A 26,207-nucleotide genomic window follows, 5' to 3' on the forward strand; every position below is an offset into this window, starting at 1 on the left:
TAAGGTGTCGGAATGAGGGCCGAGTACATCCATCGCTGGGGCCTGGTGACCGACGGACCACCCGTCGTCACGAACAGCGGGCAGCTCCTGCCCGTGCGGTTCCACGGGACGCCCGCCATGTTGAAGCTGTCCACCCAACAGGAGGAGCGGGCCGGCGCGGCATTGATGGCCTGGTGGCAGGGCGACGGTGCGGCCAGGGTGCTGGCCCACGAGGGCCCGGCGCTGCTGTTGGAGCGAGCGCCAGGCGGCATGGCGCTCGCCGAGATGGCTCGCCATGGGCGCGACGATGAAGCCTGCAACATCCTGTGTGCCGTGGTCGCCCGACTGCACGCGCCGCGGCCAGAGCCGCCACCGGCACTCACCGACTTGCCCACCTGGTTTCAAGGGCTGGAGGCCTGCGCGGCAGCAAGAGGCGGCATCTTCGCCACGGCCGCAGCGACCGCACGGGACTTGTTGGCCTCAGCGCGGGATGTCGGTGTGCTTCACGGGGACATCCACCACGGCAACGTCCTGGACTTCGGTCCACGCGGTTGGCTCGCGATCGACCCCAAGGGCCTGTGGGGCGAACGCGGTTTTGACTACGCCAACCTCTTCTGCAATCCCGACGCTGAGACCGCCACCTCGCCGGAGCGGTTTCTTCGCAGGCTGAAGGTGGTTGCCGCCTCGGCGGGTCTCGAGCGCAGGCGGCTGCTTCAATGGATCCTGGCCTGGGCGGGCCTTTCCGCTTGCTGGCATCTGGAGGACGGCTCCGCGCCGGACACGGCCTTGGCCATGGCCCACATGGCATCGGCCCATCTCTGAGCGGTCACGAGCACCGTTTCTTCTCCAGCCGCATGGCGCCCGAACAGGGCCGCTTCACAGGTCCTGTTCAGGCCCGCGCCAATGCCCTGAGAGGAGAGGCGCGGCTGAGGCGGTTCACGGGGTCACAAGCTCGAAACCTATAATTGTGGGGCTCACGCGCCAGGTGTGAGGCCGAATGGGGACGACCCCATCGGCATGGATTCAACCGCGAGGGACGGCCCCCGCACTGCTTGTGAAAGTGGTCGCCATGGTCAACGCCTCCCCCCTCCACCCACCCGCCGCGCGCGCGCGGCTCATCTCTCCAGCCACCTGGGCGCTTCTGCTCGGTGCATGGGTTGTGGTGGGGTTGTTCTCTTTTTACGGTTCCTCCTGGCTGGCCGCGCCACTCACACCCGGTGTCGCCGGCCTGAGCTTCGCCGTGCTGCTGGCCACCATCGTGGCGGCATCGTTTGGTGTCGTGCATGAGGCGGACTACCTGGCGCACAAACTGGGCGAGCCGTACGGCACGCTCATCCTGACGCTGTCCATCGTGTCCATCGAGGTCATCCTGATTGCCTCGGTGCTCTTGGGTCCGGGGGAAGCTCCCACGATCGGGCGCGATTCCATTTTTGCCGTGTTGATGATCATCCTGAACCTCGTGATGGGGATCTGCCTGGCGGTGGGCGCTGCCCGGCATGGCGAACAGGAGTTCAATGCGCAGGGGGCGACGGCCTACCTGTCGATGATTGCCCTGTTGACCACGGTGGCCCTGGTGCTGCCCAAGTTCACCAGCACAGCGGGTGAATTCGGGCCTGAGCAGGCGATGGGCATCGGTGTCCTCACCGCGCTGCTGTACGCGGCCTTCCTGTGGAAGCAGATCGGCAGCCACAAGCGCCTCTTCGTTCAGCCCCCTCCCGGGGCGATGGTGGTGCGCCGCATGGAACGCACCTCCAGGGCGCCGACCGAGACCGAAAAGGCGGAGGGTTCTGTCCAGCAAAGCAGGAAGGATGTCTGGGTGCATTCGCTGCTGCTGCTGGCCATGATTGTTCCGATCGTTCTGCTGGGCCACCACCTGGCCGTCGTGCTCGACTACGGCATTGCGGCCGCGGGCGCGCCCGTGGCCGTGAGTGGCGTGCTCATCGCCCTGATCGTGTTCACCCCCGAGTCCTTGACCGCCGTGCGCGCGGCGCTGGGCAATGAGATGCAGCGGGCCGTCAACCTGTGTCTGGGTGCCTTTGTCTCCACCGTGGGGCTCACGGTTCCCGCGGTGCTGGCCATTGGCTTGTTGTACGACAAGCAGGTCGTCATGGGCATCTCCCACATGGACACGGCCCTGTTTGTGGCCACCGCCGTGCTGAGCATGCTCACCTTCAACGGCCAGCGCACCTCGGCGCTGCAGGGTTACATGCACCTCGCGCTGTTTGCCGTGTTCGCCGTGCTGTTGTTCTTTCCCTAGCCGCGCCATGGGCGGCCCACGGTGGATGCGGTCGAAACATCTGCGAACAGCATTTCAGCGGCCATGCGGGCAGACTAGGGCCCATGAAAATCCTTGCCCTCGTCTTCTCCCTGAGCGCCGTGGCGTTCGCGCCCATCCCGGTGATGGCGCAGCAGACCCCCGCGAAGCCCGCCGCCAAGCCGGCGGCCAAACCCACCACCACGACCAAACGCGCGCCGCTGGCGCGCTCCGCGGCCAAGGCCGTGGAAGAAGTGACACCGATCGAAGAGGATTCCAGCGTGAACCTCACCGAAGCCGATCTCGCGGTCGCGCAGCGCGTGTACCTCGGCAACATCCCCTGCGAACTGGGCTCGGCTGTGGAGATCGTGCCCGCCAAGCGGCAGGGGTTCTTCATCGTGCAGGTGAAGAACATGCGCAACGCGCGGTACTACATGCACCCGGTGGAAAGCCGCACCGGTGCCATCCGGCTCGAAGACCCGAAGCGGGGCGCCATGTGGCTGCAGTTGGGCAACAAGTCCATGCTCATGAGCCAGCAACTGGGCAAGCGGCTGGCCGATGAATGCATGAGTCCCGAGCAGCTGACGCTGGCCGGTGAGATGAAGCGCAACCCGCCCAAGGGCCTGCTGGATCCGGTGGACCCCCCACCGGCCGCCGCGCCACCCACCCCGCCGGCCAACCCCAACTAGCCGCCGTCCACCTTGAGGCGTATATAATTCATATACGTTTCATATATAGGTGATGAATGGGGATCGTCAAGATTTCGGACCTGATGCACGAGAACCTGCGCGTGGCGGGGAATGCGCTGAGCAGGTCCATCAATGCGCAGGCCGAACACTGGATGCGGGTTGGCATGCTGACCGAGCTTCACCCGGCGCTGGACCACCGGGAGATCTGCCAGCTGTTGGTGCGGGCGGAACTCGCGGGGGGCCTGGACATCACCGTGGCGGCCGCGACCCCACCGGGCAAGTCCCGCACAGCCCCGGCGGGCCAGCGCTAGTGGCTCGCGGCATCACCATCAAGTCCGCCGAGGACATCGAGATGGCGCGGCGCGCCGGCAGGCTGGCCGCGGAGGTGCTCGGCATGATCGAGCCCCACGTCGTCCCCGGGGTCAGCACGGAGACGCTGGACCGGATCTGCCACGACCACATCGTGAATGTCCAGGGCGCCATCCCGGCCAACCTGGGGTACCACGGGTACCCCAAGACCATCCTCACCTCCGTCAACCAGGTGGTCTGCCACGGCATCCCCTCGCCCGACAAGCTGCTGAAGAAGGGCGACATCATCAACATCGATGTGGCCGTCAACCAGGACGGCTGGTTCGGCGACACCAGCCGCATGTACTTCGTCGGCACACCCAACGTGCTGGCCCGGCGTCTGGTGGAGACCACCTACGAAGCCCTGCTGGCCGGCATCCGGCAGGTCAGGCCCGGCGCGACGCTGGGGGACATTGGCCATGCCATCCAGTCCGTCGCCCATCGAGAGCACTTCAGCGTGGTGCGCGAGTACTGCGGGCACGGCATTGGCCGGATCTACCACGAAGAACCGAACGTGCTTCACCATGGCCGGCGCGGCGAGGGGCTCAGGCTGGAGCCGGGGATGGTCTTCACCATCGAACCCATGCTCAACGCAGGCCAGCGCGAGACCCGGACCTTGGCCGATGGGTGGACCGTCGTGACCAAAGACCGCTCCCTGTCCGCCCAGTGGGAACACATGGTGGCCGTCACGCCCGAGGGACACGAGGTGCTCACGCCCTGGCCGGGTGGCACGGGTGCCCGCGCACCGGTGTGACGCCCGGGTTTTGACCCTCTGATAGACTGCGACGCTCTGCGGGAGAGCGAGGCGTGTCGCGCCTCCGCCGAAGGCGCAAACTCCCATGATCGCTCAGGCCACCGGACCGCAGACACATTTCGCCGACTGGAGAGAGGCCGAGCCGCACCGCGCGCGCACCGGCACACCGAAGGGGCAGACTGCCGACGCAGTCGAAACTCTCAGGTAAAAGGACAGGGGGAGAGGCGCTTTCACCTGAGCCTTGCCCATGTTCTCCTTTCGAACCCCTTTCACGGCCCGGTTCTTCGCCGCGCTGGCCCTTGGCCTGTGCATCGGCGTTGCCCTCGGCGCCGCCCATGCCTTGCACCGCCTGTGGCAGCAGGTGCCCGAGGTTGGTCACCTGGCCCACTACGAACCGATGCTGCCCATGCGCATCCACGCCAGGGACGGCAGCCTGCTCGCCGAGTACGGCGAAGAGCGGCGCGAGTTCGTGCCGATCGAGCGCATCCCGTTGCGCATGCAGCAGGCCTTGCTGGCCATCGAGGACGCGCGGTTCCACGAACACGGGGCGGTGGATTACGCGGGCCTGGTTCGCGCGGCGCTCGGCAACCTCGTGGCCGGTGGGCACGCGCAAGGTGGCAGCACCATCTCCATGCAGGTCGCGCGGGTCTTCTTCCTGAGCCGGGAGAAGACCTACCGGCGCAAGGTCATGGAGATCATGCTGGCCTACAAGCTCGAATCGGTCTACAGCAAGGACAAGATCCTGGAGCTGTACATGAACCAGATCTACCTAGGCGAACGGGCCTACGGTTTCGCGGCGGCCGCATCGGTCTACTTCGACAAGACGCTCGACCAGCTCAGCGTCGCCGAGGCGGCCATGCTGGCCGGCCTGCCCAAGGCGCCCTCCGCCTACAACCCGGTCGCCAACCGCGAGCGCGCCACCGTGCGCCAGCAGCACATTCTCAAGCGCATGCGCGAGCTGGGGCATCTCGATGAGCCGGCCTATGAGCAGGCCCGCGCCGAGCCCCTGACCTTGGCGCTGAACCACCCGTCGACCGACCCGGCATCGGCCTACGCGGTCGAACAGGTTCGCAAGATGCTGGTGGAGCGTTATGGGGACGAGGCCTACTCGCGGGGCCTGGATGTGACCACCACCATCCACGTGGCCGAGCAGCGCGCCGCCACCCATGCCTTGCGCGCCGGCCTGTTGAATGCACAGCACCAGCGCGGCCCCGCGGGGCCGGAAGGCCATCTGAAGCAAGCCGTGCAGGCCGACGACCCGGCCGGCATCCGCCGGGCCCTCGCGCCCTACCGGGACAGTGGCGCCTTGCGCGTGGCCACCGTGCTGGAAGCCTCGACCTCCGCCGGCATCACGGCCGCCCTGCGCGACGGCACCGTGATTCGCATTGCACGCCACACGCTGAGCCCGGGCAGCAGCGCGCTGCTCAAACCCGACGCACCGGCGCGCAGGCGCATCGAACCGGGTGCCGTCGTTCGTGTCGTGGCCGACACGGCCGGGCGCTGGCGGCTGACACAGCTGCCGCAGATGCAGGGCGCGCTGGTGTCCATCGATGCGAGGTCGGGTGAGATCCTGGCACTGGCCGGGGGCTTCGACTTTGCGTTCAACCAGTTCGACCACGCGGTGCAGGCGGTGCGCCAGCCGGGATCGACCTTCAAGCCCTTCGTGTTTTCCGCCGCGCTGGAAAAAGGCTATTTCCCCGGCACCCTGGTCGACGACACGCAGCGGCTGGTCACGCCCTCGGCGCGCGGCCGCAAGGCCTGGCGACCGCGCAACTACGGCAACCAGTACGAAGGCTTCATCACGGCCCGGCGGGCCCTGGCGCGCTCGAAGAACGTGGTGGCGGTCAACCTCATGGACGCCGCCGGCACGGAATATGTGCAGCAGTTCGCCACCCGTTTCGGTTTCGCGGCCGAGCTCAATCCTCCGATCCTGCCGCTGGCGCTGGGCGCGGGTGCGGTGACCCCGCTGCAGCTCACCGAGGCCTACGCGGTGTTCGCCAACGAAGGAGAGCGGGTCGAGTCCCGCCTGGTGCTCAAGGTCAGCGAGCGCGGCGGTGCGGTGCTCTACGAAGCGCCGCCGGTGTCGCCCCGCGGCCAGGTGATCTCCCCACGCAATGCCTACGTGATGGACAGCATGCTGCGCGACGTGGTGCGGCACGGCACCGGGCGGCGAGCGAGCGCACTCGGGCGCAAGGACACGGCCGGCAAGACCGGCACGTCCAACGACGCACGCGATGCCTGGTTCGCCGGTTATTCATCGGGCGTCGCTTCGGTGGTGTGGATCGGGTACGACCAGTCGCGCAGCCTGGGCAACGCGACCGGGGGAAGCCTGGCATTGCCCGTCTGGACGGATTACATGAAGGTCGCCGTCGCCCAGCGGCCCGAGCAGGAGCGCCGCATGCCGGCGGACCTGGTGCCATGGGGCGACGACTACGTCTACCCGGAATCCCTGGAGGGCCCCTGCACCGTCGAGCCCCACACCTTCATCCAGGGCCCGTTCGAATGCCGCAGCGGCATCCCGGCCCCGGGGGAATGAAAAAGCGGCGTTGCTCGGCCCCGATTTGCCCCACAAACAGGCCCAGAGGAGAAGCCAGACAAGCTGGAAACCGCGTCCTTGCACCCTTCCAGCAAGAACATAGCAGCGCCGCGAAACCCGGGATGGGTGCGGCTCTTCCACCGCATCACGCCGGCAAGCCGGCGCCACCCCCTAGAGCATGGAGTCTAGGAATTGGCGGATGTTCCGCGCACCGGTGGCATGAAGTGGGCTGAAAACGGCCCGAGATGGGGGATCGGCGGCGCGAACTGCAAAAGTTCACCCGATCCGCCATCGATCACTTGCGGTCGGGCAGCTCAATCTTGACCTCGAGCACGTCCAGGTTGTCCTGGCGGTCGAGCTGGACCTTGATGTCGTCCGGGTTGATCTTGATGTACTTGCCGATCACCGCGACCAGCTCGCGCTGCAGCGCGGGCAGGTAGTCGGGCTCGGAAGCGCTGCGCCCGCTGCGCTCGTGCGCCAGGATGATCTGCAGGCGCTCCTTGGCGACGCTGGCGGTTTTCTTCTTTTCACCCAGCAGGAAAGACAGGATCGACATGCCTTACTTCCCTCCGAACAGGCGCTTGAAGAAGCCCACTTTTTCGGCCTCGATGAAGCGCAGCGGTTTGTCGGCACCGAGGAAACGGTCGATCACGTCGCTGTAGGCCTCGGCCACGTCCGTGCCCTTGAGGTGGATGGCCGGCATGCCCTGGTTGGAGGCGGTCAGCACGCTTTCGCTTTCCGGGATCACGCCGATCAGCTTGATGCGCAGGATGTCCTGGATGTCGCTGAGCGAGAGCATCTGGCCATCGGCCACGCGGCCTGGGTTGTAGCGCGTGATCAGCAGGTGTTCCTTGATCGGCTCCTTGCCCTCGATGGCGCGCTGCGTCTTGCTGCCCAGCATTCCCAGGATGCGGTCGGAGTCGCGCACGCTGGAGACCTCGGGGTTGGTCACCACCAGCGCCTCGTCGGCGTAGTGCATGGCCATGAGCGCACCGGTCTCGATGCCGGCGGGCGAGTCGCAAATGATGTACTCGAAGCCCATGGCCGACAGGTCGGTCAGCACCTTGTGCACGCCTTCCTGGCTCAGGGCGTCCTTGTCGCGCGTCTGGCTGGCGGCCAGCACGAACAGGTTGTCGCACTGCTTGTCCTTGATCAGGGCCTGGTTCAGGTTGGCCTCGCCCTGAATGACGTTGATCAGGTCGTACACCACGCGGCGCTCGCAGCCCATGATCAGGTCCAGGTTGCGCAGGCCCACGTCGAAATCGATGACGGCGGTCTTGTGGCCGCGCAGGGCCAGGCCCGAGGCGAAGCTGGCGCTGGTGGTGGTCTTGCCCACGCCGCCCTTGCCGGAGGTGACGACAACAATCTTGGTCATGGTGAAAGTCCTTCGATTCGAATAAGGGGTGAGACTCAGACGCCGATGGCGTCGATCACGAGTTTGTCGCCATCGGGCCCGGGCACCAGGCGCACCTGCGCGGTCTTGCCCTGGACCGATTCGGGCAGGGCCACTTCGCTGGTGCGGTAGATGCCGGCGATGGAAATGAGTTCGGGCGCCATGGACAGCGCGAAGATGCGCGCCTCCCCGTAGCCGCGCGCACCGGCGATGGCCTTGCCACGCAGCGGCGCGTACACGTGGATGTTGCCGTCGGCGATCACCTCGGCACCCGGGTTGACCATGGCCATGACCACCAGGTCGCGACCGCGCGCGTAAACCTGCTGGCCCGAGCGCAGGGGCTTGTCGATCACCAGCGCACCGGGCATGGGCATCGGCTGGGGCGCGGCCACGGGTTCCGGCGAGGCGGTCTCGGTCGGTACCGCCGACGGGGCGGCCCGTTGCACGGTGGCATCGGGCGCGGGCGTGAGGCCGGCGGCCACGGCCAGCGCGGTCTGTTCGATGGTGCCGCCGCGCACGGCCAGGGGCGTGAGGCGGTGCTGGCGCAGCAAGGTCTGCAGCGCGCCGAAGTCGGGCAGGGCATGGGCCTCGGCCACGTTCAACGGGTGCAGGTCGATGACCACCGGATCGTGGTCGAAGAAATCGGGCATGTCGCCAAAACGCTGGGCGAACTCCTGCGCCAGGAGATCCAGGTTGGACGACTTGAGCATCAGGGCCACCAAAGGCAGGTGGGCGCTCTTGATTTCGAAGGTGGCGGGCGCGTTTCCTGCGAGGGCGACAGACATGGGCGAAACAGATCCAAAAACGGGCCAGCCGCAGGAACGCCGGGTCGGCAGGTCTGGCTGTGAAGCGGCGCATCTTACCAGCCGGGTTGACGGGTTTTGGCCCGGGAAGGTGTGCAGGTGTCAGGGCATGTTTCAGCAACCGACGAGCGGGTTTTGCACAAACCTGTGAATAATTTTTTAACAACGCATGAGTTATCCACAGAAAAGTGGGTAACTGCCTTGTTATCCCCGTTTCGAGCGCCAAGGAACCGTGCCCTTCACACAGGCTTCTGAGCGAGCCAAGTCCTTGATCCAGCAAGAAAAAGGGCGCTTGTCCACACCGGACAGCGCCCTCTACTACTACTGCTATTTTGTATTTAAAGATTTAGAAGAATAGTGGAACGGGAACCCGGCGCGGTCCGGGCGCCTGTTCAGGTCGGCTTTTTCACGCCCGGTTGCTCGCCGTGGTGCCGATGCTCACCCCGGTGGCCGCGGTGCATGCCGGCGCGCTGGAAGCCGCCTAGGTGTTTTGAATCAAAGACTTTTTGTTGATCGGCGTTCAACACCGCGTAGAAGCTCTTGATCGCGTCGACGCGTTTGGCCATCGCGGCGTCGCGCTCGGCTTTCAGGGCCTGCATCTTGTCCAGGCGCTGCGGGGTGGTCAGCTTGGACCAGTCTTCCCGGGTGCCCTGGCGCGGCATGGCGCCGACCTGAGGCTGGGTGCGGGCGATGAAGGCGTTCCATGCCGGTTCCTGCTCGGGGGTGAGCTTGAGCTCGGCCTTGAAGGCCGCCTGGCGCTCGGCCATGCGCTTCTGCATCTGGGCGTGGCGTTCGGCGCGTTTCTGGTCGCGCTGCTCGGCGGTGGGGGCAGCGGGTTTGACGGCCGGCTTGGCCGCCGTGTCGGCCTGGGCCACGACGGTGTCGGCCGTGCCGGCGGCCAGGGCCGAGGGGTGCAGGGCCGAGGCCTGCACCAGGGCGGTGGCGAAGGTGCCCACCAGGGCGGTGGCCAGGGTGGTGGCGATCAGCGCGCGTTTCGGAAGCGATTTCATGAGGACTCCTGGTGTCTGTTGAGGATGGATCTCCACAGGACAGGTGTCGGGCTGCGGAGTGGTTTCAGTGTCTGGCGCGCGTGTTTCCACCCCGTGCCGCCGATGTGGCGGGTTTGTAAAGTTTTGTGCTGCTTTTTGCAGCAACTGTGCAAGCGGGGTGGCTCAGGTCGTCGAGGATGGGACAGTCGGGTCGGTCGTCGCCGGGGCACAGGTGCAGCAGCTGGTCCAGCGTGCGCTGCATGGCCTGCAGGGCTTCGATGCGCTGGGCCAGTTCGTCCAGGTGTTTCTGCGTGATGCGCTTGACGCTGGCGCTGCTGCGCCGGCGGTTGTGCCAGAGGCTCACGAGTTCGGTGATGGCGTCCAGGCCGAAGCCCATGTCGCGCGCACGGCGGATGAAGCGCAGCGTGTGCACGTCGGCCAGGCTGTACTGGCGGTAGTTGCTGTCGGTGCGGGGCACGGGCGTGAGCAGGCCCAGGCTCTCGTAGTGGCGCAGCATCTTGGGCGAGATGCCGCTGAGCTGCGCCGCCTTGCCGATGCTGACCGGCCAGTGGATCAGCGCGTCGCCCGGGTCTTGCTCGCCGGCGGGGGCCAGCGCGTGCAGAAGGCGGTCGGTGGCCATGGGGTCAGGCCGCCACTTGGTAGCCTTCTTCGCGGATCGCTTCGACCAGGGCTTCGTACGTCTGCGTGCTGTTCACCTCGACGCGGTTCTGGCCGCGGTCGATGCGGACTTCGGCCTGGGGATCGAGCAGCTTGATGGCGGTGGTCACGGACTTTTCGCAGTGGCCGCAGGTCATGCCGTGCACATCGAGGACTTGTTTCATGGTGTCTTTCTTCAAGGGTGGATGGAACATGAAGCCATTGTGATCCTTGACATGGTGTCAAGGTCAAGCGGTGGCCGCGCTGTCACAGTTCGCTACAAGCGCGTTTGACCTTCCCATGGTGGTAAAGCTTATGCTGACCCCATGAACACGATCGCTGCCTCTCCCGACGCCGGTGCCACCTTCTCGACCTATCCACTGACCCAGATCGATCTGGGTGTGGGCGGCATGACCTGTGCCTCGTGCGTGACGCGGGTCGAGAAGGCCTTGCGCAAGCAACCGGGCGTGAGCGACGCCACCGTGAACCTGGCCACCGAGTCGGCGCGCGTCACGCTCAGTGGCGTGGACGAGGCCGAATCGCTGGCGCGCATCAAGCGCGCCGTGCGCGACGCGGGTTACGAGCCGCGCACGCTGGAAGCCCTGGACGAGGAGGACACCGAGCGCGTGATGGGCGTGCCGCGCGACCTGCTGCCGGTGCTGATCGGTGTGTTGCTCTCGGCACCGCTGGTGCTGCCCATGGTGGGGGACCTGTTCGGCCAGCACTGGATGCTGCCGGCCTGGATCCAGTTCCTGCTGGCCACGCCGGTGCAGTTCGTGTTGGGCGCGCGTTTCTACCGCGCCGGCTGGCACGCGCTCAAGGCGCGCACCGGCAACATGGAACTGCTGGTGGCGATCGGCACCACGGCCGGTTGGGCGCTGTCGACCTGGCTGTGGTGGCGCGCCGAAGCGGGCGAGGTGCCGCACCTGTATTACGAGGCCTCGGCGGTGGTGATCACGCTGGTGCTGCTGGGCAAGTGGCTGGAGGCGCGCGCCAAGCGCCAGACCACCACGGCCATCCGCGCGCTGCATGCGCTGCGGCCCGAGCGGGCCCACCTGTTGCCCGATGGCATTCGCCGCACCGAGACCACCGATGTGGCGGTGGACGAGCTGCTGCCGGGCGATGTGATCCGCGTGTTGCCGGGTGAGCGCTTCGCGGCCGACGGCACGGTGGTGCAGGGGCACACCCAGGCCGACGAGTCCATGCTGACCGGCGAGTCCCTGCCGGTGTCCAAGGACGTGGGCGATGGCGTGACCGGCGGCTCGCTCAACGGCGAGGGCGCGGTGGACGTGCGGGTGCGCGCGGTCGGCGCGCAAAGCGTGCTGGCCCAGATCATCGGCCTGGTGCAGGACGCGCAGGCCGGCAAGGCACCGGTGCAGCGCATGGTGGACCAGGTGGCGGCCGTGTTCGTGCCGGTGGTGCTGGTGATCGCGCTGGTGACGCTGCTGGGCTGGCTGGGGATTGGCGCACCGATGGAAGAGGCCTTGCTGCACGCGGTGGCGGTGCTGGTGATCGCCTGCCCCTGTGCCTTGGGCCTGGCCACACCCGCGGCCATCATGGCCGGCACCGGCGTGGCGGCGCAGCACGGCATCCTGATCAAGGACGCGCAGGCGCTGGAGATCGCGCACAAGGTCGACACGGTGGCCTTCGACAAGACGGGTACGCTGACCGAGGGCCACCCGCGCCTGACGGTGATCGAGGCCGCACCGGGCGTGGACGAGATCGCCGTGCTGCAGGTGGCGGCGGCGCTGCAGGCGCAGAGCGCGCACCCGCTGGCGCGCGCGGTGCTGGAGGCCGCGGCCTCCAGGTCCATCAAGGTGGCGCCGGACGCCGCGCAGGACGTGCAGGCGGTCTCGGGCCGGGGCAGCCAGGGGCGCGTCAACGGCGCACTGCTGGCCCTGGGCAGTCTGCGCTGGATGGGCGAGCTCGGCGCGAAGCTGGGCCCGCTGGACGAGCGCGCCAAGGCCTTGCAGGCCGAGGGCGCGACGGTGTCGGTGCTGGCCAGCCAGACGCCGGGTGATGCGGCCTCGGCCGCCACCTGGGCGCCCCTGGCCCTGCTGGCCTTCGGTGACGAGCCCAAGGCCGGCGCGGCCGAGGCCATTGCCGGCCTGCGGGCGCAGGGCATGCGGCTGTTCATGGTCTCGGGCGACAACCGCGGTGCGGCCTTGGCCATGGCCTCGCGGCTGGGCCTGCGCGCGGACCACGACGAGGTGATCGCCGAGGTGCTGCCGGGCGACAAGGCGACCGTGGTGCGCAAGTTGCGCGCGGCCGTGGTGGGCGACCGCCTGCACACCGTGGCCATGGTGGGCGATGGCGTGAACGACGCGCCCGCGCTGGCCGCCGCCGACGTGGGCATGGCCATGAGCCACAGCCAGGGCGCGAGCGCCGACGTGGCCATGCACGCCGCCGGCATCACGCTCATGCGCGGCGACCCGCTGCTGGTGGCGGCCGCGCTGGACATCTCGCGCCGCACGGTGCGCAAGATCCGGCAGAACCTGTTCTGGGCCTTTGCCTACAACGTGGCCGGCATCCCGCTGGCCGCGCTGGGCTTTCTCAGCCCGGTGGTGGCGGGCGCGGCCATGGCCCTGAGCTCGGTGAGCGTGGTTGGCAACGCGCTGCTGCTCAAGCGCTGGAAGCCGCCGCAGCGCTGAGCCCGCGCTCAAGGCTTGATGCACGTCAAGGCGCGCGCGCGGCCGTCGCGCGATGCTCGGGGCTCCTGCAGGAGGAGGAGACTTCCCATGACGACGACACACGACGCCGTGCGCGTGATCCTTGACGAGCACGCCAGCCTGAGCGCGATGCTGACCACCCTGTCGCAGATGGTGCGGATCGGCCCCGATGCGTCCGGCGAGGGCGGCCCCGAGCGTTACTTCGACGTGCTGCGCGCGATGCTGTTCTACATCGACGCCTTCCCCGAGAAGAACCACCACCCCAAGGAATCCAACCTGCTGTTCCCGCGCCTGGCGCTCGCGGCGCCGCAGCTGATGCCCACCATCGAACAGCTCGAGCGCGACCACATGAGCGGCGAGATGCGGGTGCGCGAACTGATGCACCTGCTGATGGCCTGGGAGTACATGGGCGACCTGCACCGCCCGGCCTTCGTGGCCGAGGCGCAGCGCTACGTGGCGTTTTATCTGGACCACATGCGGCTGGAAGAAACCGCCCTGCTGCCGGTGGCCGAGAAGGTGCTGACCGAGGCGGACTGGGCCGTGCTGGACGAGGCCTTCACCCGGCACACCGACCCCTTGAACCCGCGCAGGCCGCGCAACCCGCAGTTCGACCGGCTGTTCACCCGCATCGTGCTGCGCGCGCCCGCGCCGCTGGGACTGGGCGAGGCCTAGGCCGCGAGCGCGGTCAGCAGCGCATCGAAGACCTGCAGCAACTGCGCCACGTCCTGCGCGGTGGTGGCGGGCGAGACCAACATCATGCTGTGGAAAGGCGTGAGCAGCACGCCCCGGTTGAGCATGAAGAGGTGGGTGAGGGCTTCGAGTCCGGCCTGGGCGTGGTCGCGCACGTCCTGCGCGTCGCGCGGGGTGTGCGGCATGAACTGCAGCTCCAGGCGCGCGCCCAGGCGCGTCACCGTCCAGGGTTTGGCGGCGCGGGCGATGCGCTCGCGCAAACCGGTTTCGAGCCGCTCGGCCAGCGCCAGCATGGGGGTGTAGCTGGCATCGGTGTGCAGGTGGGTGAGCGCGGCCTGCAGCGCGGCGAGTGTGAGCGGATTGCCCGAGAGCGTGGTGCCGATGCCGCTGTGGCCTTCGGGCGCGGCGTCCTTGGCGCGCGCCATGCGGTCGGCCATCTCGGCGGTGAAGCCATAGACCGCGCAGGGCAGGCCGCCGGCCACCGCCTTGCCGACCACCAGGAAATCGGGCTCCAGCGCGTGGGCCCGCGCGTAGCCGCCCAGCGCGGTGGAGATGGTGTGGGTTTCGTCGCACACGAACAGCGCGCCGTGCCGGCGGCACAGGTCGCGCGCCGCGTCCCAGAAGCCGGGCGCGGGTGGCACCAGGCCGAAGTTGGTGAGCGCGGGCTCGGCCAGCAGGCAGGCCACATCGCCCCGGGCCAGCGCGGCCTCGAGCGCGGGCAGGTCGTTGAAGGGCACGACGCGCGTGAAGGCCGCGTGGTTGTGGACCTGGCCGAGCACCGAGGCGCGCGGCAGCGTGCGGCCGGTCGCGGGGTCCAGGTCCACCAGGGTGTCGTCCACCGCGCCGTGGTAACAGCCGTCGAACACCAGCAGCTGGGGCCGCCGGGTGATGGCGCGCGCCCAGCGCAGCACGAAGCGATTGGCGTCGCTGGCGGTCAGCGCCAGCTGCCACATCGGCAGGCCGAACACGCGCGCGAGCCCTTCGCCCACCGCCACCGCGTTGGCCGCCGGCAGCATGCAGGTGAGGCCTTGCGCGGCCTGCTGCGCGATGGCCTGGGCCAGCGGTGCCGGGCTGTGGCCGAACATGGCGCCGGTGTCGCCGAGGCAGAAGTCGGTGTGCCGCAGGCCGTCCACGCAGGTGAGCGAGGCGCCTTGCGCTTCGCGCACGAACAGCGCGGCGGGGCTGGGCCAGTCGCGCATCCAGTGCAGGGGCACGCCGAACAGGTAGTGGGCCTGCGCGGCCTGGGCGAGTGCCAGGGATTGCGGGTGCGTGGCGATGAAACGTTCGCGCTCGGCTTGCTGGAGCGCGGCGATGTGTCGAGGGTCGGGCATGGCGCCAGCTTAAGCGCGGTGGTGCGGTGTGGGGCCGCTGCGTGGCAGTGGACATTTCGTTGCGCGCCGAATTGGCACCGGTGCGGTGGGGCACCGCTTGAACCACAATGGTCCAGCCATGAACCCACGCACCGAACCCGTCTCCCTCACCGACATGCCCGACACCACGCCCTACGTGCGGCTCGCGCTGGCGCTCTCGCTCGGCGCGGCGGTGTCGCTGGGCATCACGCGCTTCGCCTACGGCCTGCTGCTGCCGCCGATGCGCGAGGACCTGGGCTGGAGCTACACGCTGGCCGGCGCGATGAACACCTTCAACGCGCTGGGCTACCTGATCGGCGCGCTGGCCACGCCCTGGCTGATGCGGCGTTTTTCGCCCACCGGCCTGCTGCTGTCGGGCTCGCTGCTGGCCTCGCTGTTCATGGGCCTGAGCGGTTTCTTCACGGCCGCCGCGCCGCTGCTCGCTCAGCGCCTGCTGGCGGGTGTGGCGAGTGCGGTGGTGTTCATCGTGGGCGGGCTGCTGGCCGCGCGGCTGGGCGCGCGCCAGCCGCGGCGCAGCGGCTTCCTGCTGGGCCTGTACTACGGCGGCACGGGGCTGGGCATCGTGGTCTCGGCGCTGGGCGTGCCGCCGGTGCTGGCGGCGGCGTCCCAGCCGCACGGCTGGGCCTGGGCCTGGTGGGGGCTGGCCCTGGTCTGCCTGCTGGCCACCGCGCTCATGGCCTGGCCGGCGCACGTGCTGGCCGCTCACGCCGCGCCATCGGCCAGCGCGCAGGCGGGCGGCGGGCGTGTGTTCCAGGTGCGCGACTTCGTTTTCTCGCTCGCGGGTTACGCGGGCTTTGGCGTGGGCTACATCGGCTACATGACCTTCGTGATCGCGCTGCTGCGCGAGCAGGGCGGTTCGTCCGGCTCGATCACGCTGTTCTATGCCTTGCTCGGGGTGGCGGTGGTGGCCTCGTCGCGCATCTGGGCCGGCCTGCTGGACCGGCACCGCGACGGCCAGGCACTGGCGCGGCTCAACGCCTTGCTGGGCGTGGCGGCCATCGTGCCGGCGCTCACCAGCAGCTGGCCGCTGGTGCTGACCTCGGGCCTGGTGTTCGGCGGGGTGTTCCTGTCGGTGGTGGCCTCGACCACCGCGCTGGTGCGGCACAACCTGCCGCCCGCGCAGTGGGCCGCGGGCATCAGCGCCTTCACCATCGTGTTCGCGGCCGGCCAGATCGTCGGCCCCACGGTGGTGGGCTTCATCGCCGACGGCCCCGGTGGCCTGGCGCGCGGCCTGGTGTTCTCGGCCGTCGCGCTGTGGCTGGGCGCGGCGTTCGCGATGAAGCAAAAGGCGCTGGTGTGAGACAACGCCCTCCAGTGCCCGTGGAACCGGCTTTGCCGGGCCGCCAGGCACGCCCCCTGGAGGGGGTGACGCCGCAGGCGGCGCGGGGGTGCTTCTCTAGATCAGGCCTTCGGCCTTCATGGCGGCCTGCACGGCCGGGCGGGCACCCACGCGGGCGCGGTAGGCCGTGAGGTTGGCCAGGCCGGTGATGTCCACGCCCACGCGCGGCGCCCAGTTGGTGACGGTGAACAGGTAACCGTCGGCCACGCTGAAGTCGTTGCCCATCAGGTACTGCTTGCCGGCGAGCTGGCTGTCGACCCACTTCAGGCGCTGGCCCAGCTTGTCCTTGGTGGCGGTCTTCACCTCGTCGGGCGTGGCCGGGTTGAACAGCGGCGAGAAGCTCTTGTGCACCTCGGTGCCGATGAAGTTCAGCCATTCCTGCAGGTGGTAGCGCGCCAGCGTGCCGTTGGCCGGGGCGAGGTTCTTCTGCGGCACCTGGTCGGCGATGTACTGCACGATGGCCGGGCCTTCGCGCAGGCGCTCGCCGCCGTCGAGTTCGAGCAGGGGCACGTAGCCCAGCGGGTTGATGGTGTAGTAGTCGGTGCCGTCGGGCAGCTGGTGCGTCTTGGTGGGCGCGGGCACGGCCTCGAAGGCCAGGCCGGCTTCGTGCAGGGCGATGTGCGGGGAGAGCGAGCAGGCGCCCGGGGAGTAGTAGAGCTTCATGTGTGGTCGTCCTCAGGAAGGCGCCGCCGGATGGCGGCACCGGGCCCGATGCTACCGGCGCCCGGGATTTCCTGCTGGCCAGGGCCCTAGCGGAACACGTTGGCCCAGATGTCCAGCCGCGCGTTGACGGTGTCCTGGTCCCACACCACGAGGGCGTTGCCGTTGGCGTCCATGGCCACCGAGCAGCGGTTGACGCCGCCGGTGTTCACCGCGTCGAGCAGCGTGGGCGCGCTCCAGCTGCCGGTGGCCACGCGGTGGTGGCTGCCGTAGAGGTCGCGGTGGTTGCCGCCGGAGAGGGTGTGGCTCCAGACCACGGTGGCGTTGCCGGCGGGGTCCATGGCCACCTGGGGCTCGCCTTCGCTGTCGCTCGCGCCCAGCGGGGTGTCCAGCCGCACCGCCGCGCCCCAGGCGCCCGCGCCCACGCGGCGGCGCGCCCAGGTCTGCAGGCCGTCGGCCAACGATTCCTGCCAGACCGCCGTGGCCGTGCCATTGGCGTTCATCGCGACCCGGGCCCGGGCGCTGTTGTCCGTGCCGCCGCCCGACAAGACCTCGGCCGCGCCCCAGGTGCCGCCGGCGTAGCGCCGTGCGTACACGGTGGACGAGGTGGTGGCCGTGCCCTGCGACCAGACGGCGAGGGTGTTGCCGGTGGCGTCGGCCGCGAGGGCCGGTGCGCCCAGGCTGAAGCTGGTGTTGTTGTCGTCCAGCAGGTCGGCGCTGGACCAGCCGACGCCGTTGAACCGGTTGTGCCAGACCCGCGGAACCCCCGCGCTGATCTGCGTCCAGACCGCCAGGGCGCTGCCGTTGGCGAACACCTGGATCTGCGCGTCGGAGGCGTCGCCCGTGCCGCCGTCGATGGACGAGCCCGTCGAGTCCCAGGAGCCGCCTTGCAGGCGGGCGCTGCGCACGCGCTCGAAGTTGCCGTCGTGCTGGATCCAGATCGCGCGGGCCGCGCCGCTGGCGTCCATGCCGATCTGCGGCGAGCGCGCGTTCCCGGCGTTGCCCTCCACGTCCTGCGGCGCGCCCCAGGCGCCGGCGCTGTGGCTGGCGGCGACCACGCCGCGGCGGGAGACGATGTTTTCCCGCACCCAGATGGCGACGGCGTTGCCCGCGCTGTCCACCGCGATCCGGGGCTCGGTCGCGTTGCCCGAGTGGTCGTCGATCACCTGCGGCGCGCCCCAGCCGCCACCTGGGGTGTAGCGCGCGGCCCAGATGTTGTCGAACGTGCCGTTGCCCTGCGCCCAGACCGCGAAGGCGTTGCCCTGGCTGTCGGTGGCGACCACGGGGTTGAAGGCGCGGGCGAGGTCGTTCGATTCGATCAGCACCGCACCCTGCCAGCTCTGGGTCGAGCCGGCCGCACAGGTGACCGCCACGTTGTTGATGTCGGTATTGGCCGTACCGCTGCCGTTCTGCACGGTGCAGGTCTGGCCGGCGGGCTGGGTGCCGACGGTGACGTTGTAGGGCACGCCGGTGGCCAGGGGCGTGGGGAAGGTGAACGGGCCGTCGGCGCTCACGGCGAGGTCGTCCGCGCCGTTGTTGCGCAGCACCACCGTGCCGGCGAGGCCGCTGACGTTGCCGCCGATGGTCTGCGTGGTGGTGGGCACCGGGACGGCCACGTTGATCACCGTGGCGTCGTAGTAGCGCGCCTGGAAGCCGTCGCCGCGCTGGCACGAGACATAGGTGGCGACCACGTGGCGGCCCTGGTCGAGGTGGCTGAGCGAGAGCACCGGCAGCACGGTGGTGCCGCCCGCGCCGCGCCCACCATGGGCGCCCTGCGTCAGGCCGATGTTCGCCTGGTCGTACAGCGTTTCCACCACCTGCGGGTGGCGGTCGAGCTGGCGGCGGACCATGGTCACGCGGGCGCTCGCGCAACTGGGCCAGAGGTTGTAGACCGCGGTGAAGGTCAGCGTGGCCGCGGCGTCGAGCCGGTAGGAGCCGCCCGAGCTGTTGTAGGCGTTGGAGTAGCCGGTGAGCGTGAGGGCGTTGCCGGGGTTGGCCACCACGCTGGTGTGCCCGCGTGGGGAGAAGCAGCGGTCCGGGTTGGGTGGCGCGTTGGCGGGGGTCGAACAGGCCGCGATCACCATGCCCCACGAGAAGGTGTTGCGCCGCACGCTGGCGAAACCGCCGGCGAGGGTGGCCTCGCTCTCCTGCCAGTCGGCGTCGGTGGAGGCCATCCACGCCGTTGGGCCGGTGGTGCCGGCGGGCACCGGCAGGCGGATCGTGACCGGGGTTTCGAAAGCGATGCCGTGCGGCGTGAACTCGTAGGTGGCGGCGGGCGCGGGCCAGAAGGCGTCGCGCACCGGCGCGCCCGCGCTGGAGCGCGCGATGCCGATGGTGGTGTTGCCGCGCAGCGCGCCGGGCGGGATGACCACCTGCGCGCCATCGGGCCCGGTGACGGTGCCGCCGGCCGGGCCGATCACCGCCGTCACGCGCTCGGGCTCGGCCGGCGCCTCGGGCGGGTTGCTGCTGCCGCCGCAGGCGCCGAGCAGCGCGGGCAGCAGCACACAGGCGATGAGCCACAGCGGCAGGGACAGGCGTGGGCGTGGGGATGGTGTGACAGCGAACATGAAGACCTCCGGGCGGTGTGGCTACCCTTGGGTCCGCACGATAGGCAAAGCCCGGTGCGCGCGACAGTGCCGAAAGTCACGACGTGAAGGCGGCGGGGGCGGTGCCCGGCGGGGCGAGGCGGGCCAGGGCCTGCAGCAGGCGGTCGGGATCGACCGGCTTGAACAGCACCGGTACGCCCGAGTCGCGCACGCGCTGCAGGCGATCGGGCGCGGTCTCGCCGGTGATCAGCAGCACGGGCAGCGCCAGGCCGAAGCGCGCGCGCAGGCGCTGCGAGGCGGCCAGGCCGTCGGCGCCCTCGGCCAGGCGGTAGTCGCAGAGCATCGCGTCGAAGGGCTCTTGCCGCGCGGCGGCGGCCTGCAGGGCGAGTGCCGCGCCGTCCTCGTCGCGCGCGGTCTCCGAGGCCACGCCCCAGGTCTGGAGGAAGGCACTCAGCGCATCGGTGATGTCGGCCTCGTCGTCGACCAGCAGCACGCGGCGCGGCAGCGCCTGGCTGGCCGCCAGGGTGGCCGGCCGGCTGTAGAGGGTGGGCTCGGGCGTGGGCTTGGCGCGGGGCACGGTGACGCGAAAGCGCGTGCCATGGCCGGGCCAGGAGCGCAGGCGCACCGGGTGGTTCAACAGCAGGGAGAGCCGGCGCACGATGGACAGGCCGATGCCCAGGCCGCGCGTGCGGTCGCGGCCCGGGTTGTCGACCTGGTAGAACTCGTCGAACACGCGGTCGGCGTGCTCGGGCGCGATGCCGATGCCGGTGTCCACCACGTCGATCCAGACCTGCGCGCCGCGCGGCCGCGCCACCACCAGCACGCCGCCGCGCGCGGTGTACTTGATGGCGTTTTCGATCAGGTTGCCCAGCAGGCGCCGCAGCAGGTGCGGGTCGGTGCGCACCCACACCGGCGTGGCGCGCAGGCGCAGCTGCAGTTCGCGCTCTTCGGCGCGCGAGGCGAACGAGGGGTGCAGGGCCTGCAGCACGGTGTTGAGCGGCACGTCCTGCACATCGGCCTCGATCACGCCGGCGTCGAGCCGCGAGACGTCGAGCATGGTGTCCAGCGAGGTGCCCAGCGAATGCACCGCGCCCATGAGGCGCTGCGCGTGGGCGTGCGTGGGCTGGCCTTGCAGTTCCTTGTCGAGCACGGCACCGAAGAGTGCGATGGCGTGCAGCGGCTGGCGCAGGTCGTGGCTGGCGGCGGCGAAGAAGCGCGTCTTCTCCTCGCTGGCGCGCTGGGTGGCGGCCATCTGCCCGGCGAGCTGCTCGGCCAGCGCCTCTTTCTCGAAGCGCATCTGCAGCGAGGCGGTGAGCAGCAGGTGCTGGCGGCGCGCGAAGTGCAGCATGGCGCCGGTGTAGATGCCGACGCAGGCGCCGAGGAAGAGGTGCGTGGGGTCGCCGCGCCAGAGCAGGGCGGAGATCAGGCCGGTCATCATGGGCAGCACGAAGGCCAGCACCGAGGCCCAGCGTGGCGCCACCGACGGCACGCCGCCGCTGATGAGGCCGAGCATGATGAGCATGAGCAGCGTGGTCATGGGCAGGTCGTCGGCCGGCATGAACAGCCAGGGCGCCAGGCCCCAGGTGGCGCTGTAGTACAGCAGCTCGCGCCACTGTCGCCGCGCCCAGAACGCGCTGCGCGCGGCGGCCTGGCGGTCGCGGAAGTAGGCGTGGATGAGCGGGTAGCGCAGCACCTGGATGGTGTGCAGGCCCAGCCACACGAAGACCAGGGGGTCGCGCAGCTGCCACCAGAACAGCGCGCACAGGGCCCAGGCCAGCACCGCGTCGGCGATGGTGGAACTCAGCGAAGTGGCGTACAGCGCGGCGACCTGCTCGCGCAGCACGCGCTGCTGGGTCAGGTCGCCGGTGTCGGCTTCGCTCACCGCAACAGGCTGATGAGTTGCGCGCGCGACCTCACGCCAAAGAGCAGCAGCAGCGCCGAGACATGGTTCTTCACCGTGCCTTCGCTGAGGTGGGCGCGTTCGGCGATGTCGCGGTTGGACTGCCCGGCCAGCACCCATTCCAGCACCTGCACCTGGCGATCGGTGAGCTGCAGCGACTCGCCATTGGCGTTGTTGCGCACGCTGCGCAGCACCGGCTCGGTGGGCGCGGCGGGTCCGGGCGCTGGCGCGGGCCCGAACAGGCCCAGCGAGCGGATGTAGCCGATGACCTCCTTGAGGTCGCCCGACTTGGCGAGGTAGGCGCGCGCGCCGCGCGAGAGGGCGTGGCGCATCAGGCCGGGGTCGTTCACGCCCGAGAGCACCACCACCGGCGCCTCGGGGAAGGCCTTGACGAAGGCGGTCAGGCCCGAGAGGCCGTGGGCGTCGGGCAGGTGCAGGTCCAGCAGCACCAGGCCGATGCGCTGCCGGTAGCGGCCGTACAGCTCCATCGCCTCCTGCAGGGTGCGCGATTCCAGCACCTTGATCTGGCGCCCGCTGTCGGTGGCGTGGGCCTGCACCAGGGTGAGCAGGCCCAGGCGCAGCAGGTCGTGGTCGTCCACCACCAGCAAGCCGGTGGCGCCGTGCGGGTCGGGCGCGGCGTGGGCGGGTGGGGCAACCAGGGCATGCATGGTGCGGGCATGTTAGGCGCTGGGGGCGCATCGCGGAAGTGACGAAAGTCACCCCGGCCGGTGGACACCGACGCCGCCGGTCAATTGGACTCATGGGCGGTACCGGCGGGGGGTATCTTCTGGCACCCTGTTCACCGAGGACGTTTTCATGGCCATGGGTCAGTTCGCCTACGCCAGCAACACCAACCGCTTCCTCGCCTGCGCCCCGCTGGCCGACCAGCCTTTTGCCGTCGCGGGCGTGCCTTTCGACGGCGTGGTGACCAACCGGCCGGGCGCGCGCTTCGGCCCGCAGGCGATCCGCGCGGCCAGCCTGATGCTGTGCGACGGCATCCACCCGGTGTTCGACGTCTCGCCCCTGGCGCACCTAGGCGACGCGCTCGACCTGCGCCTGCCCAACGCCTCGCCGCTGCCCGAGGTGCGCAGCCACATCGAGGAACAGGCGGCGGCGCTGATGGCGAAGCACCATTGCGTGTTCCTGGGCGGTGACCACTCCGTGACGCTCTCGCTGCTGCGCGCCGCGAAGGCCCGGCACGGCGGCGAGCCGCTGGCGCTGGTGCACTTCGACGCGCATTGCGACACCTGGGCCGACCACTTCGGCGAACCGGCCGGCCACGGCACCTGGACCTATGAGGCGCTGCAGGAAGGGCTGGCGAGCCCGGCGCACACGGTGCAGATCGGCATCCGCTCCAGCGGCGAGCGCGCGGCGCGCGAGTACGTGGCCGACCAGGGCGGCCAGATCTTCACGGCGCGCGCGCTGCGCGGACTGGACGGCGCGGGCCTGCAACCCGCCATCGAGGCGATCCGCGCGCGCATCGGCCAACGCCCCTGTTACCTCACGCTGGACATCGATTGCCTGGACCCGGCCTTCGCGCCCGGCACCGGCACGCCCGAACCCGGCGGCATGACGAGCTCGCAGGTGCTCACCTTCCTGGAAGCCTTGGCCGACCTGAACTGGATCGGCATGGACTGCGTGGAGGTGGCCCCGGCCTACGACCACGCCGAGCTCACCACCAACGCGGCAGCCACCTTCGTCTGGACCTACCTCAGCGGCCAGGTCGCCAAGCGGCAGAGGGGTCTCTGATGTCACTCATCGGTTCGGACACCCAGCTCAACCAGAAAAGTTACTACGAGGCCAGCGTGCAGCGGCCCGAGGCGCTGCCGCCGCTGGAAGGAGCCGTCGAGGCCGACGTGGTGGTGGTCGGCGCTGGTTTCTCGGGCCTGAGCGCGGCGCTGGAACTCGCGCAGCGTGGCCTTTCGGTGGTGGTCCTGGAGGCCGATCGCATCGGCAGCGGCGCGAGCGGGCGCAACGGCGGTCAGGCCATCGTGGGCTACGCGAGCGGGCAGGGCCCGTTCGAGCAGCAGCTCGGCGCCGAGGACGCCAGGCGCGCCTGGGACATGTCGCTGGAGGCGCTGGACCTGATCGACGCGCGCATCGCCGAACACGGCATCGAGTGCGACCGCGTCAACGGTTATGTGTACGTGGCCGACTCGGCGCGCAAGGCGCAGGAGCTGCACGAGGAGATGGAGGGCCTCAAGCGGCGCGGCATCGCGGTGGACTGGGCCGAGGGCGCCGACCTGCCGCGCCTGATCAACAGCCCGCGCTACGTGGCGGCCGCGCGCGAGCAGCGCTCGGGCCACCTGCACCCGCTGAAGTACGCGCTGGGCCTGGCGCGCGCCGCGCAGGCCGCGGGCGCGCGCCTCTTCGAGCACTCGCCCGTGACCGGCCTGCAGCGCGGCGCCACGCTGGTGGCGAGCACCGCGCGCGGCCAGGTGAAGGCGCGTTTCGGCGTGCTCGCGGGCAACTGCATGCTGCCCGAGTACGGCCCGCGCGTGGCGCCCGAGATCGCGCCGCGCATCATGCCGGTGGGCACCTACATCCTGGGCACGGCGCCGCTGGACCCCGAGCTGTGCGCGCGCCTGATCCCGCGCAACGCGGCCGTGTGCGACAACAACTTCGTGCTCGACTACTTCCGCTTCAGCGCCGACCACCGCATGCTGTTTGGCGGGCGCGTGAGCTACACCACCCGCACGCCGGTGAACCTCGAGGCCCTGATGCGCCAGCGCATGGGCGAGGTGTTTCCCGCGCTGCGCGAGGTGCCGATCGAGCACCTGTGGGGTGGCTTCGTGGACATCAGCATGAACCGCGCGCCCGACTTCGGCCGCCTGGGCGACAACCTGTATTACCTGCAGGGCTTCAGCGGCCACGGCGTGGCGCTCACCGGTCTGGCCGGCCGGCTGGTGGCCGAGGCCGTGGCCGGGCAGGCGGCGCGTTTCGACGTGTACGCGCGCCTCAAGCACCGCCGCTTCCCCGGCGGCGCGCTGCTGCGCACCCCCAGCCTGGCGCTGGGCATGTTGTGGCACCGCCTGCGCGATGTGATCTGAGTCAACCGGCGAGGACCTGCCGCACCGCGTTGGCCAGCAGCGGCCCGCAGCGCTCGATCTCGGCCAGCGGCGCGTAGCCATACCCGATCACCAGGCCGCGCAGGTCCTTGCGCTGCAGGCAGTAGGCCGAGAGCGGGCGCACCGTGAGGCCGTGCTGCGCGATGCGCTGCGCCAGCGCCCGGTCGTCCACCTCGGGCGGCAGGCGCAGGCACAGGTGCAGGCCCTGCTCGGCGCCGCTGATGCTGGGGCCGTCGGGCAGGTCGTCGCGCAGCACCGGTTTCAGGGCTTCGAGCAGGCACTGGCGGCGCTCGCCGTAGTTCTGGCGCGCGCGGCGCAGCGCGCTGGCGAAGTGGCCCATCTCGATGAACTCGGCCAGCGCGGCCTGCACCGGCATCTGGCCCGGGCGGTTGAGGTCGTAGTGGGCTTGCTTGAAGGCCGCCACCAGCGGCTTGGGCACCACCAGGTAGCCGATCTTCAGCCCCGGGTAGAGCACCTTGGAGAAGGTGCCCATGTAGAACACGCGGCCATCGGTGTCCAGGCCTTCCAGGCTGGAGATCGGCGGGCCGCTGAAACGGTACTCGCTGTCGTAGTCGTCTTCCAGCACCCAGGCGTCGTGCGCGCGCGCGGTGGCCAGCAGCTGGTGGCGCCGGGGCAGCGACATCACCGCGCCGGTGGGGTACTGGTGCGAGGGCGTGACGTAGATCAGGCGCGGCGGGCGCGCGTTGTCGGCCGTGCTGGGGTTGATGCCCTGCTCGTCCACCGCCACCGGGTGCAGGGCGAGGCCGGTGGCCATGAAGGCCTTGACCGCGCCCCAGTAGGCCGGGTCTTCCACCCACACCGTGTCGCCGTGGTCGGCCAGCAGGCGCGCGCAGAGCTCGAGCGACTGCTGGGTGCCGCTGGTGATGACGACCTGGTCGGCCTCCAGGTGCACGCTGCGGAACACGCGCAGGTAGTCGGCCACGGCGCGGCGCAGCGGCGCGTAGCCGCCCGAGTCGTTGTAGTCCAGCATGTCCGGGTAGGTCATGCGCCAGTGCTTGTTCTGCAGGCGCTGCCAGAGCGTGAGCGGAAAAGCGCTGAAGTCGGCGATGCCGGGCGTGAAGGGCTGCACCTCCAGCTCGGTGGCGCAGAAGGTGCTGGACAGCGCCAGGCCGCGTGTGGACAGGCGGGCGGCCTGCACCGTGGCGGCCGCCCGGCCCGGCCCCGGGCGCGCCGAGCGCCCTGGCGTGGTGCGCGGCACGTTGTCGTTGACGAAGGTGCCACTGCCCACGCGGCTGGCGAGGTAACCCTCCACGCTGAGCTGGTTGATCGCGGCCACCACCGTGTTGCGCGAGAGGCGCAGGTCCTGCGCCAGGTCGCGGCTGGACGGCAGGCGCTCGCCCGCGCCCAGCTTGCCGTCCAGCATGGCGCGGCGCAGCGCCTCGTAGAGCTGCCGGTGCAAGGGCAGGGCGTCCTGCGAGCCCAGGCGGCTCATTTCAGCCAACAGAAATTCAGACAACATAAGGAGAATTCCAAAGCAGCAGCCGGCGCGAAATGGCCCCATCCAGACGCACCGTGGAACCGGCTTCGCCGGGCCACAGGTGC

The 26,207-nt window shown here is 69.8% G+C and carries 23 protein-coding genes and 1 riboswitch; of the genes, 11 read left to right on the forward strand and 12 right to left on the reverse strand.

From position 1 onward, the window contains the following. Positions 1-12: 12 nt before the first annotated feature. From AC1Q9M_RS15365 to AC1Q9M_RS15390, 6 genes are all read left to right on the forward strand, one after another. Positions 13-801: an aminoglycoside phosphotransferase family protein gene (locus tag AC1Q9M_RS15365; RefSeq protein ID WP_492434527.1), complete on the forward strand. Its 789-nt coding sequence runs from the start codon at positions 13-15 to the stop codon at positions 799-801. Between the two features lie 247 nt (positions 802-1,048). Next, on the forward strand, positions 1,049-2,236 hold the full coding sequence (locus AC1Q9M_RS15370; RefSeq protein ID WP_444687787.1) for a calcium:cation antiporter: 1,188 nt from the start codon (positions 1,049-1,051) through the stop codon (positions 2,234-2,236). Between the two features lie 83 nt (positions 2,237-2,319). After that, the gene (locus AC1Q9M_RS15375; protein WP_382322641.1) at positions 2,320-2,922 is read left to right on the forward strand and encodes a hypothetical protein; all 603 of its coding nucleotides are present in this window, start codon (positions 2,320-2,322) and stop codon (positions 2,920-2,922) included. Between the two features lie 56 nt (positions 2,923-2,978). Continuing rightward, a complete protein-coding gene (locus AC1Q9M_RS15380) occupies positions 2,979-3,233 on the forward strand; it encodes a ParD-like family protein (RefSeq protein ID WP_382322642.1) in 255 nt (84 codons plus the stop codon). Then, on the forward strand, positions 3,233-4,024 hold the full coding sequence (map, locus tag AC1Q9M_RS15385) for a type I methionyl aminopeptidase (protein WP_444687788.1): 792 nt from the start codon (positions 3,233-3,235) through the stop codon (positions 4,022-4,024). The genes AC1Q9M_RS15380 and map overlap by 1 nt, the downstream gene beginning before the upstream one ends. Positions 4,025-4,053: 29 nt before the next feature. After that, positions 4,054-4,143: riboswitch (glycine riboswitch) on the forward strand. 128 nt (positions 4,144-4,271) lie between these two features. Beyond that, on the forward strand, positions 4,272-6,560 hold the full coding sequence (locus AC1Q9M_RS15390; RefSeq protein ID WP_492434528.1) for a penicillin-binding protein 1A: 2,289 nt from the start codon (positions 4,272-4,274) through the stop codon (positions 6,558-6,560). A 295-nt stretch (positions 6,561-6,855) separates the two neighbouring features. Here AC1Q9M_RS15390 and minE read toward each other — a convergent pair whose 3' ends face one another. From minE to AC1Q9M_RS15420, 6 genes are all read right to left on the reverse strand, one after another. Next, a complete protein-coding gene (gene minE / locus AC1Q9M_RS15395) occupies positions 6,856-7,116 on the reverse strand; it encodes a cell division topological specificity factor MinE (RefSeq protein WP_204735402.1) in 261 nt (86 codons plus the stop codon). Positions 7,117-7,119: 3 nt separating this feature from the next. After that, the gene (gene minD, locus AC1Q9M_RS15400) at positions 7,120-7,935 is read right to left on the reverse strand and encodes a septum site-determining protein MinD (protein WP_291116397.1); all 816 of its coding nucleotides are present in this window, start codon (positions 7,933-7,935) and stop codon (positions 7,120-7,122) included. A gap of 35 nt (positions 7,936-7,970) precedes the next feature. Beyond that, positions 7,971-8,738, reverse strand: a complete 768-nt coding sequence (minC, locus tag AC1Q9M_RS15405) for a septum site-determining protein MinC (RefSeq protein ID WP_382322644.1) — start codon at positions 8,736-8,738, stop codon at positions 7,971-7,973. A 410-nt stretch (positions 8,739-9,148) separates the two neighbouring features. After that, complete coding sequence (locus AC1Q9M_RS15410; RefSeq protein WP_492434529.1) at positions 9,149-9,766, reverse strand: Spy/CpxP family protein refolding chaperone; 618 nt, start codon at positions 9,764-9,766, stop codon at positions 9,149-9,151. A 64-nt stretch (positions 9,767-9,830) separates the two neighbouring features. After that, a complete protein-coding gene (cueR, locus tag AC1Q9M_RS15415; RefSeq protein ID WP_444687793.1) occupies positions 9,831-10,385 on the reverse strand; it encodes a Cu(I)-responsive transcriptional regulator in 555 nt (184 codons plus the stop codon). 4 nt (positions 10,386-10,389) lie between these two features. After that, positions 10,390-10,587, reverse strand: coding sequence for a heavy-metal-associated domain-containing protein (locus tag AC1Q9M_RS15420; RefSeq protein ID WP_492434530.1), 198 nt, complete (start codon positions 10,585-10,587; stop codon positions 10,390-10,392). Between the two features lie 141 nt (positions 10,588-10,728). Here AC1Q9M_RS15420 and AC1Q9M_RS15425 point away from each other — a divergent pair, with 141 nt between their 5' ends. Then, positions 10,729-13,053 (forward strand): heavy metal translocating P-type ATPase, encoded by a 2,325-nt coding sequence (locus AC1Q9M_RS15425; RefSeq protein WP_492434531.1) that lies wholly within the window; start codon positions 10,729-10,731, stop codon positions 13,051-13,053. An 87-nt stretch (positions 13,054-13,140) separates the two neighbouring features. Further along, positions 13,141-13,743, forward strand: coding sequence for a hemerythrin domain-containing protein (locus AC1Q9M_RS15430; protein ID WP_492434532.1), 603 nt, complete (start codon positions 13,141-13,143; stop codon positions 13,741-13,743). Here AC1Q9M_RS15430 and AC1Q9M_RS15435 read toward each other — a convergent pair. Continuing rightward, positions 13,740-15,092, reverse strand: a complete 1,353-nt coding sequence (locus tag AC1Q9M_RS15435) for a transaminase (RefSeq protein WP_492434533.1) — start codon at positions 15,090-15,092, stop codon at positions 13,740-13,742. The two genes, AC1Q9M_RS15430 and AC1Q9M_RS15435, sit on opposite strands and share 4 nt — an antisense overlap. Before the next feature lie 118 nt (positions 15,093-15,210). Here AC1Q9M_RS15435 and AC1Q9M_RS15440 point away from each other — a divergent pair, with 118 nt between their 5' ends. Beyond that, a complete protein-coding gene (locus tag AC1Q9M_RS15440; protein ID WP_492434534.1) occupies positions 15,211-16,431 on the forward strand; it encodes a YbfB/YjiJ family MFS transporter in 1,221 nt (406 codons plus the stop codon). 96 nt (positions 16,432-16,527) lie between these two features. On the opposite strand, the gene gstA is transcribed toward AC1Q9M_RS15440, so the two are convergent. The 4 genes from gstA to AC1Q9M_RS15460 form a co-directional block, all read right to left on the reverse strand. Further along, positions 16,528-17,133, reverse strand: a complete 606-nt coding sequence (gstA, locus tag AC1Q9M_RS15445; protein ID WP_382322649.1) for a glutathione transferase GstA — start codon at positions 17,131-17,133, stop codon at positions 16,528-16,530. An 86-nt stretch (positions 17,134-17,219) separates the two neighbouring features. Beyond that, complete coding sequence (locus tag AC1Q9M_RS15450) at positions 17,220-19,697, reverse strand: hypothetical protein (RefSeq protein ID WP_492434535.1); 2,478 nt, start codon at positions 19,695-19,697, stop codon at positions 17,220-17,222. A gap of 76 nt (positions 19,698-19,773) precedes the next feature. Continuing rightward, complete coding sequence (locus AC1Q9M_RS15455; RefSeq protein ID WP_492434536.1) at positions 19,774-21,558, reverse strand: ATP-binding response regulator; 1,785 nt, start codon at positions 21,556-21,558, stop codon at positions 19,774-19,776. Further along, positions 21,555-22,244 (reverse strand): response regulator transcription factor, encoded by a 690-nt coding sequence (locus AC1Q9M_RS15460; RefSeq protein ID WP_382322654.1) that lies wholly within the window; start codon positions 22,242-22,244, stop codon positions 21,555-21,557. The genes AC1Q9M_RS15455 and AC1Q9M_RS15460 overlap by 4 nt, the downstream gene beginning before the upstream one ends. A 148-nt stretch (positions 22,245-22,392) precedes the next feature. On the opposite strand from AC1Q9M_RS15460, the gene speB reads away from it, so the two are divergent. Continuing rightward, entirely contained in the window at positions 22,393-23,325 is a 933-nt protein-coding gene (gene speB, locus AC1Q9M_RS15465) for an agmatinase (protein ID WP_492434537.1), read from the forward strand. Further along, positions 23,325-24,626 carry an NAD(P)/FAD-dependent oxidoreductase gene (locus AC1Q9M_RS15470; RefSeq protein ID WP_492434538.1) on the forward strand — a complete coding sequence of 434 codons (1,302 nt, stop codon included), beginning with the start codon at positions 23,325-23,327 and terminating at the stop codon, positions 24,624-24,626. The genes speB and AC1Q9M_RS15470 overlap by 1 nt, the downstream gene beginning before the upstream one ends. Position 24,627: 1 nt before the next feature. Here the strand turns inward: AC1Q9M_RS15470 and pdxR are convergent, their stop codons facing one another. Beyond that, positions 24,628-26,124 carry a MocR-like pyridoxine biosynthesis transcription factor PdxR gene (gene pdxR / locus AC1Q9M_RS15475; protein ID WP_492434539.1) on the reverse strand — a complete coding sequence of 499 codons (1,497 nt, stop codon included), beginning with the start codon at positions 26,122-26,124 and terminating at the stop codon, positions 24,628-24,630. Between the last annotated feature and the right edge of the window lie 83 nt (positions 26,125-26,207).

This window comes from Hydrogenophaga sp. GW823-FHT04C09, assembly GCF_058796355.1.

Bases quoted from the DNA above. Each gene is read 5' to 3' on its own strand.
- AC1Q9M_RS15425 (WP_492434531.1), top strand. From the start codon at position 10,729: ATGAACACGATCGCTGCCTCTCCCGACGCCGGTGCCACCTTCTCGACC.
- AC1Q9M_RS15470 (WP_492434538.1), top strand. From the start codon at position 23,325: ATGTCACTCATCGGTTCGGACACCCAGCTCAACCAGAAAAGTTACTAC.
- gstA (WP_382322649.1), bottom strand. From the start codon at position 17,133: ATGAAGCTCTACTACTCCCCGGGCGCCTGCTCGCTCTCCCCGCACATC.
- AC1Q9M_RS15460 (WP_382322654.1), bottom strand. From the start codon at position 22,244: ATGCATGCCCTGGTTGCCCCACCCGCCCACGCCGCGCCCGACCCGCAC.
- AC1Q9M_RS15450 (WP_492434535.1), bottom strand. From the start codon at position 19,697: ATGTTCGCTGTCACACCATCCCCACGCCCACGCCTGTCCCTGCCGCTG.
- cueR (WP_444687793.1), bottom strand. From the start codon at position 10,385: ATGGCCACCGACCGCCTTCTGCACGCGCTGGCCCCCGCCGGCGAGCAA.
- AC1Q9M_RS15435 (WP_492434533.1), bottom strand. From the start codon at position 15,092: ATGCCCGACCCTCGACACATCGCCGCGCTCCAGCAAGCCGAGCGCGAA.
- AC1Q9M_RS15390 (WP_492434528.1), top strand. From the start codon at position 4,272: ATGTTCTCCTTTCGAACCCCTTTCACGGCCCGGTTCTTCGCCGCGCTG.
- AC1Q9M_RS15420 (WP_492434530.1), bottom strand. From the start codon at position 10,587: ATGAAACAAGTCCTCGATGTGCACGGCATGACCTGCGGCCACTGCGAA.
- pdxR (WP_492434539.1), bottom strand. From the start codon at position 26,124: ATGTTGTCTGAATTTCTGTTGGCTGAAATGAGCCGCCTGGGCTCGCAG.
- AC1Q9M_RS15370 (WP_444687787.1), top strand. From the start codon at position 1,049: ATGGTCAACGCCTCCCCCCTCCACCCACCCGCCGCGCGCGCGCGGCTC.
- AC1Q9M_RS15430 (WP_492434532.1), top strand. From the start codon at position 13,141: ATGACGACGACACACGACGCCGTGCGCGTGATCCTTGACGAGCACGCC.
- speB (WP_492434537.1), top strand. From the start codon at position 22,393: ATGGCCATGGGTCAGTTCGCCTACGCCAGCAACACCAACCGCTTCCTC.
- minC (WP_382322644.1), bottom strand. From the start codon at position 8,738: ATGTCTGTCGCCCTCGCAGGAAACGCGCCCGCCACCTTCGAAATCAAG.
- minD (WP_291116397.1), bottom strand. From the start codon at position 7,935: ATGACCAAGATTGTTGTCGTCACCTCCGGCAAGGGCGGCGTGGGCAAG.
- minE (WP_204735402.1), bottom strand. From the start codon at position 7,116: ATGTCGATCCTGTCTTTCCTGCTGGGTGAAAAGAAGAAAACCGCCAGC.
- AC1Q9M_RS15375 (WP_382322641.1), top strand. From the start codon at position 2,320: ATGAAAATCCTTGCCCTCGTCTTCTCCCTGAGCGCCGTGGCGTTCGCG.
- AC1Q9M_RS15365 (WP_492434527.1), top strand. From the start codon at position 13: ATGAGGGCCGAGTACATCCATCGCTGGGGCCTGGTGACCGACGGACCA.
- AC1Q9M_RS15440 (WP_492434534.1), top strand. From the start codon at position 15,211: ATGAACCCACGCACCGAACCCGTCTCCCTCACCGACATGCCCGACACC.
- AC1Q9M_RS15410 (WP_492434529.1), bottom strand. From the start codon at position 9,766: ATGAAATCGCTTCCGAAACGCGCGCTGATCGCCACCACCCTGGCCACC.
- AC1Q9M_RS15380 (WP_382322642.1), top strand. From the start codon at position 2,979: ATGGGGATCGTCAAGATTTCGGACCTGATGCACGAGAACCTGCGCGTG.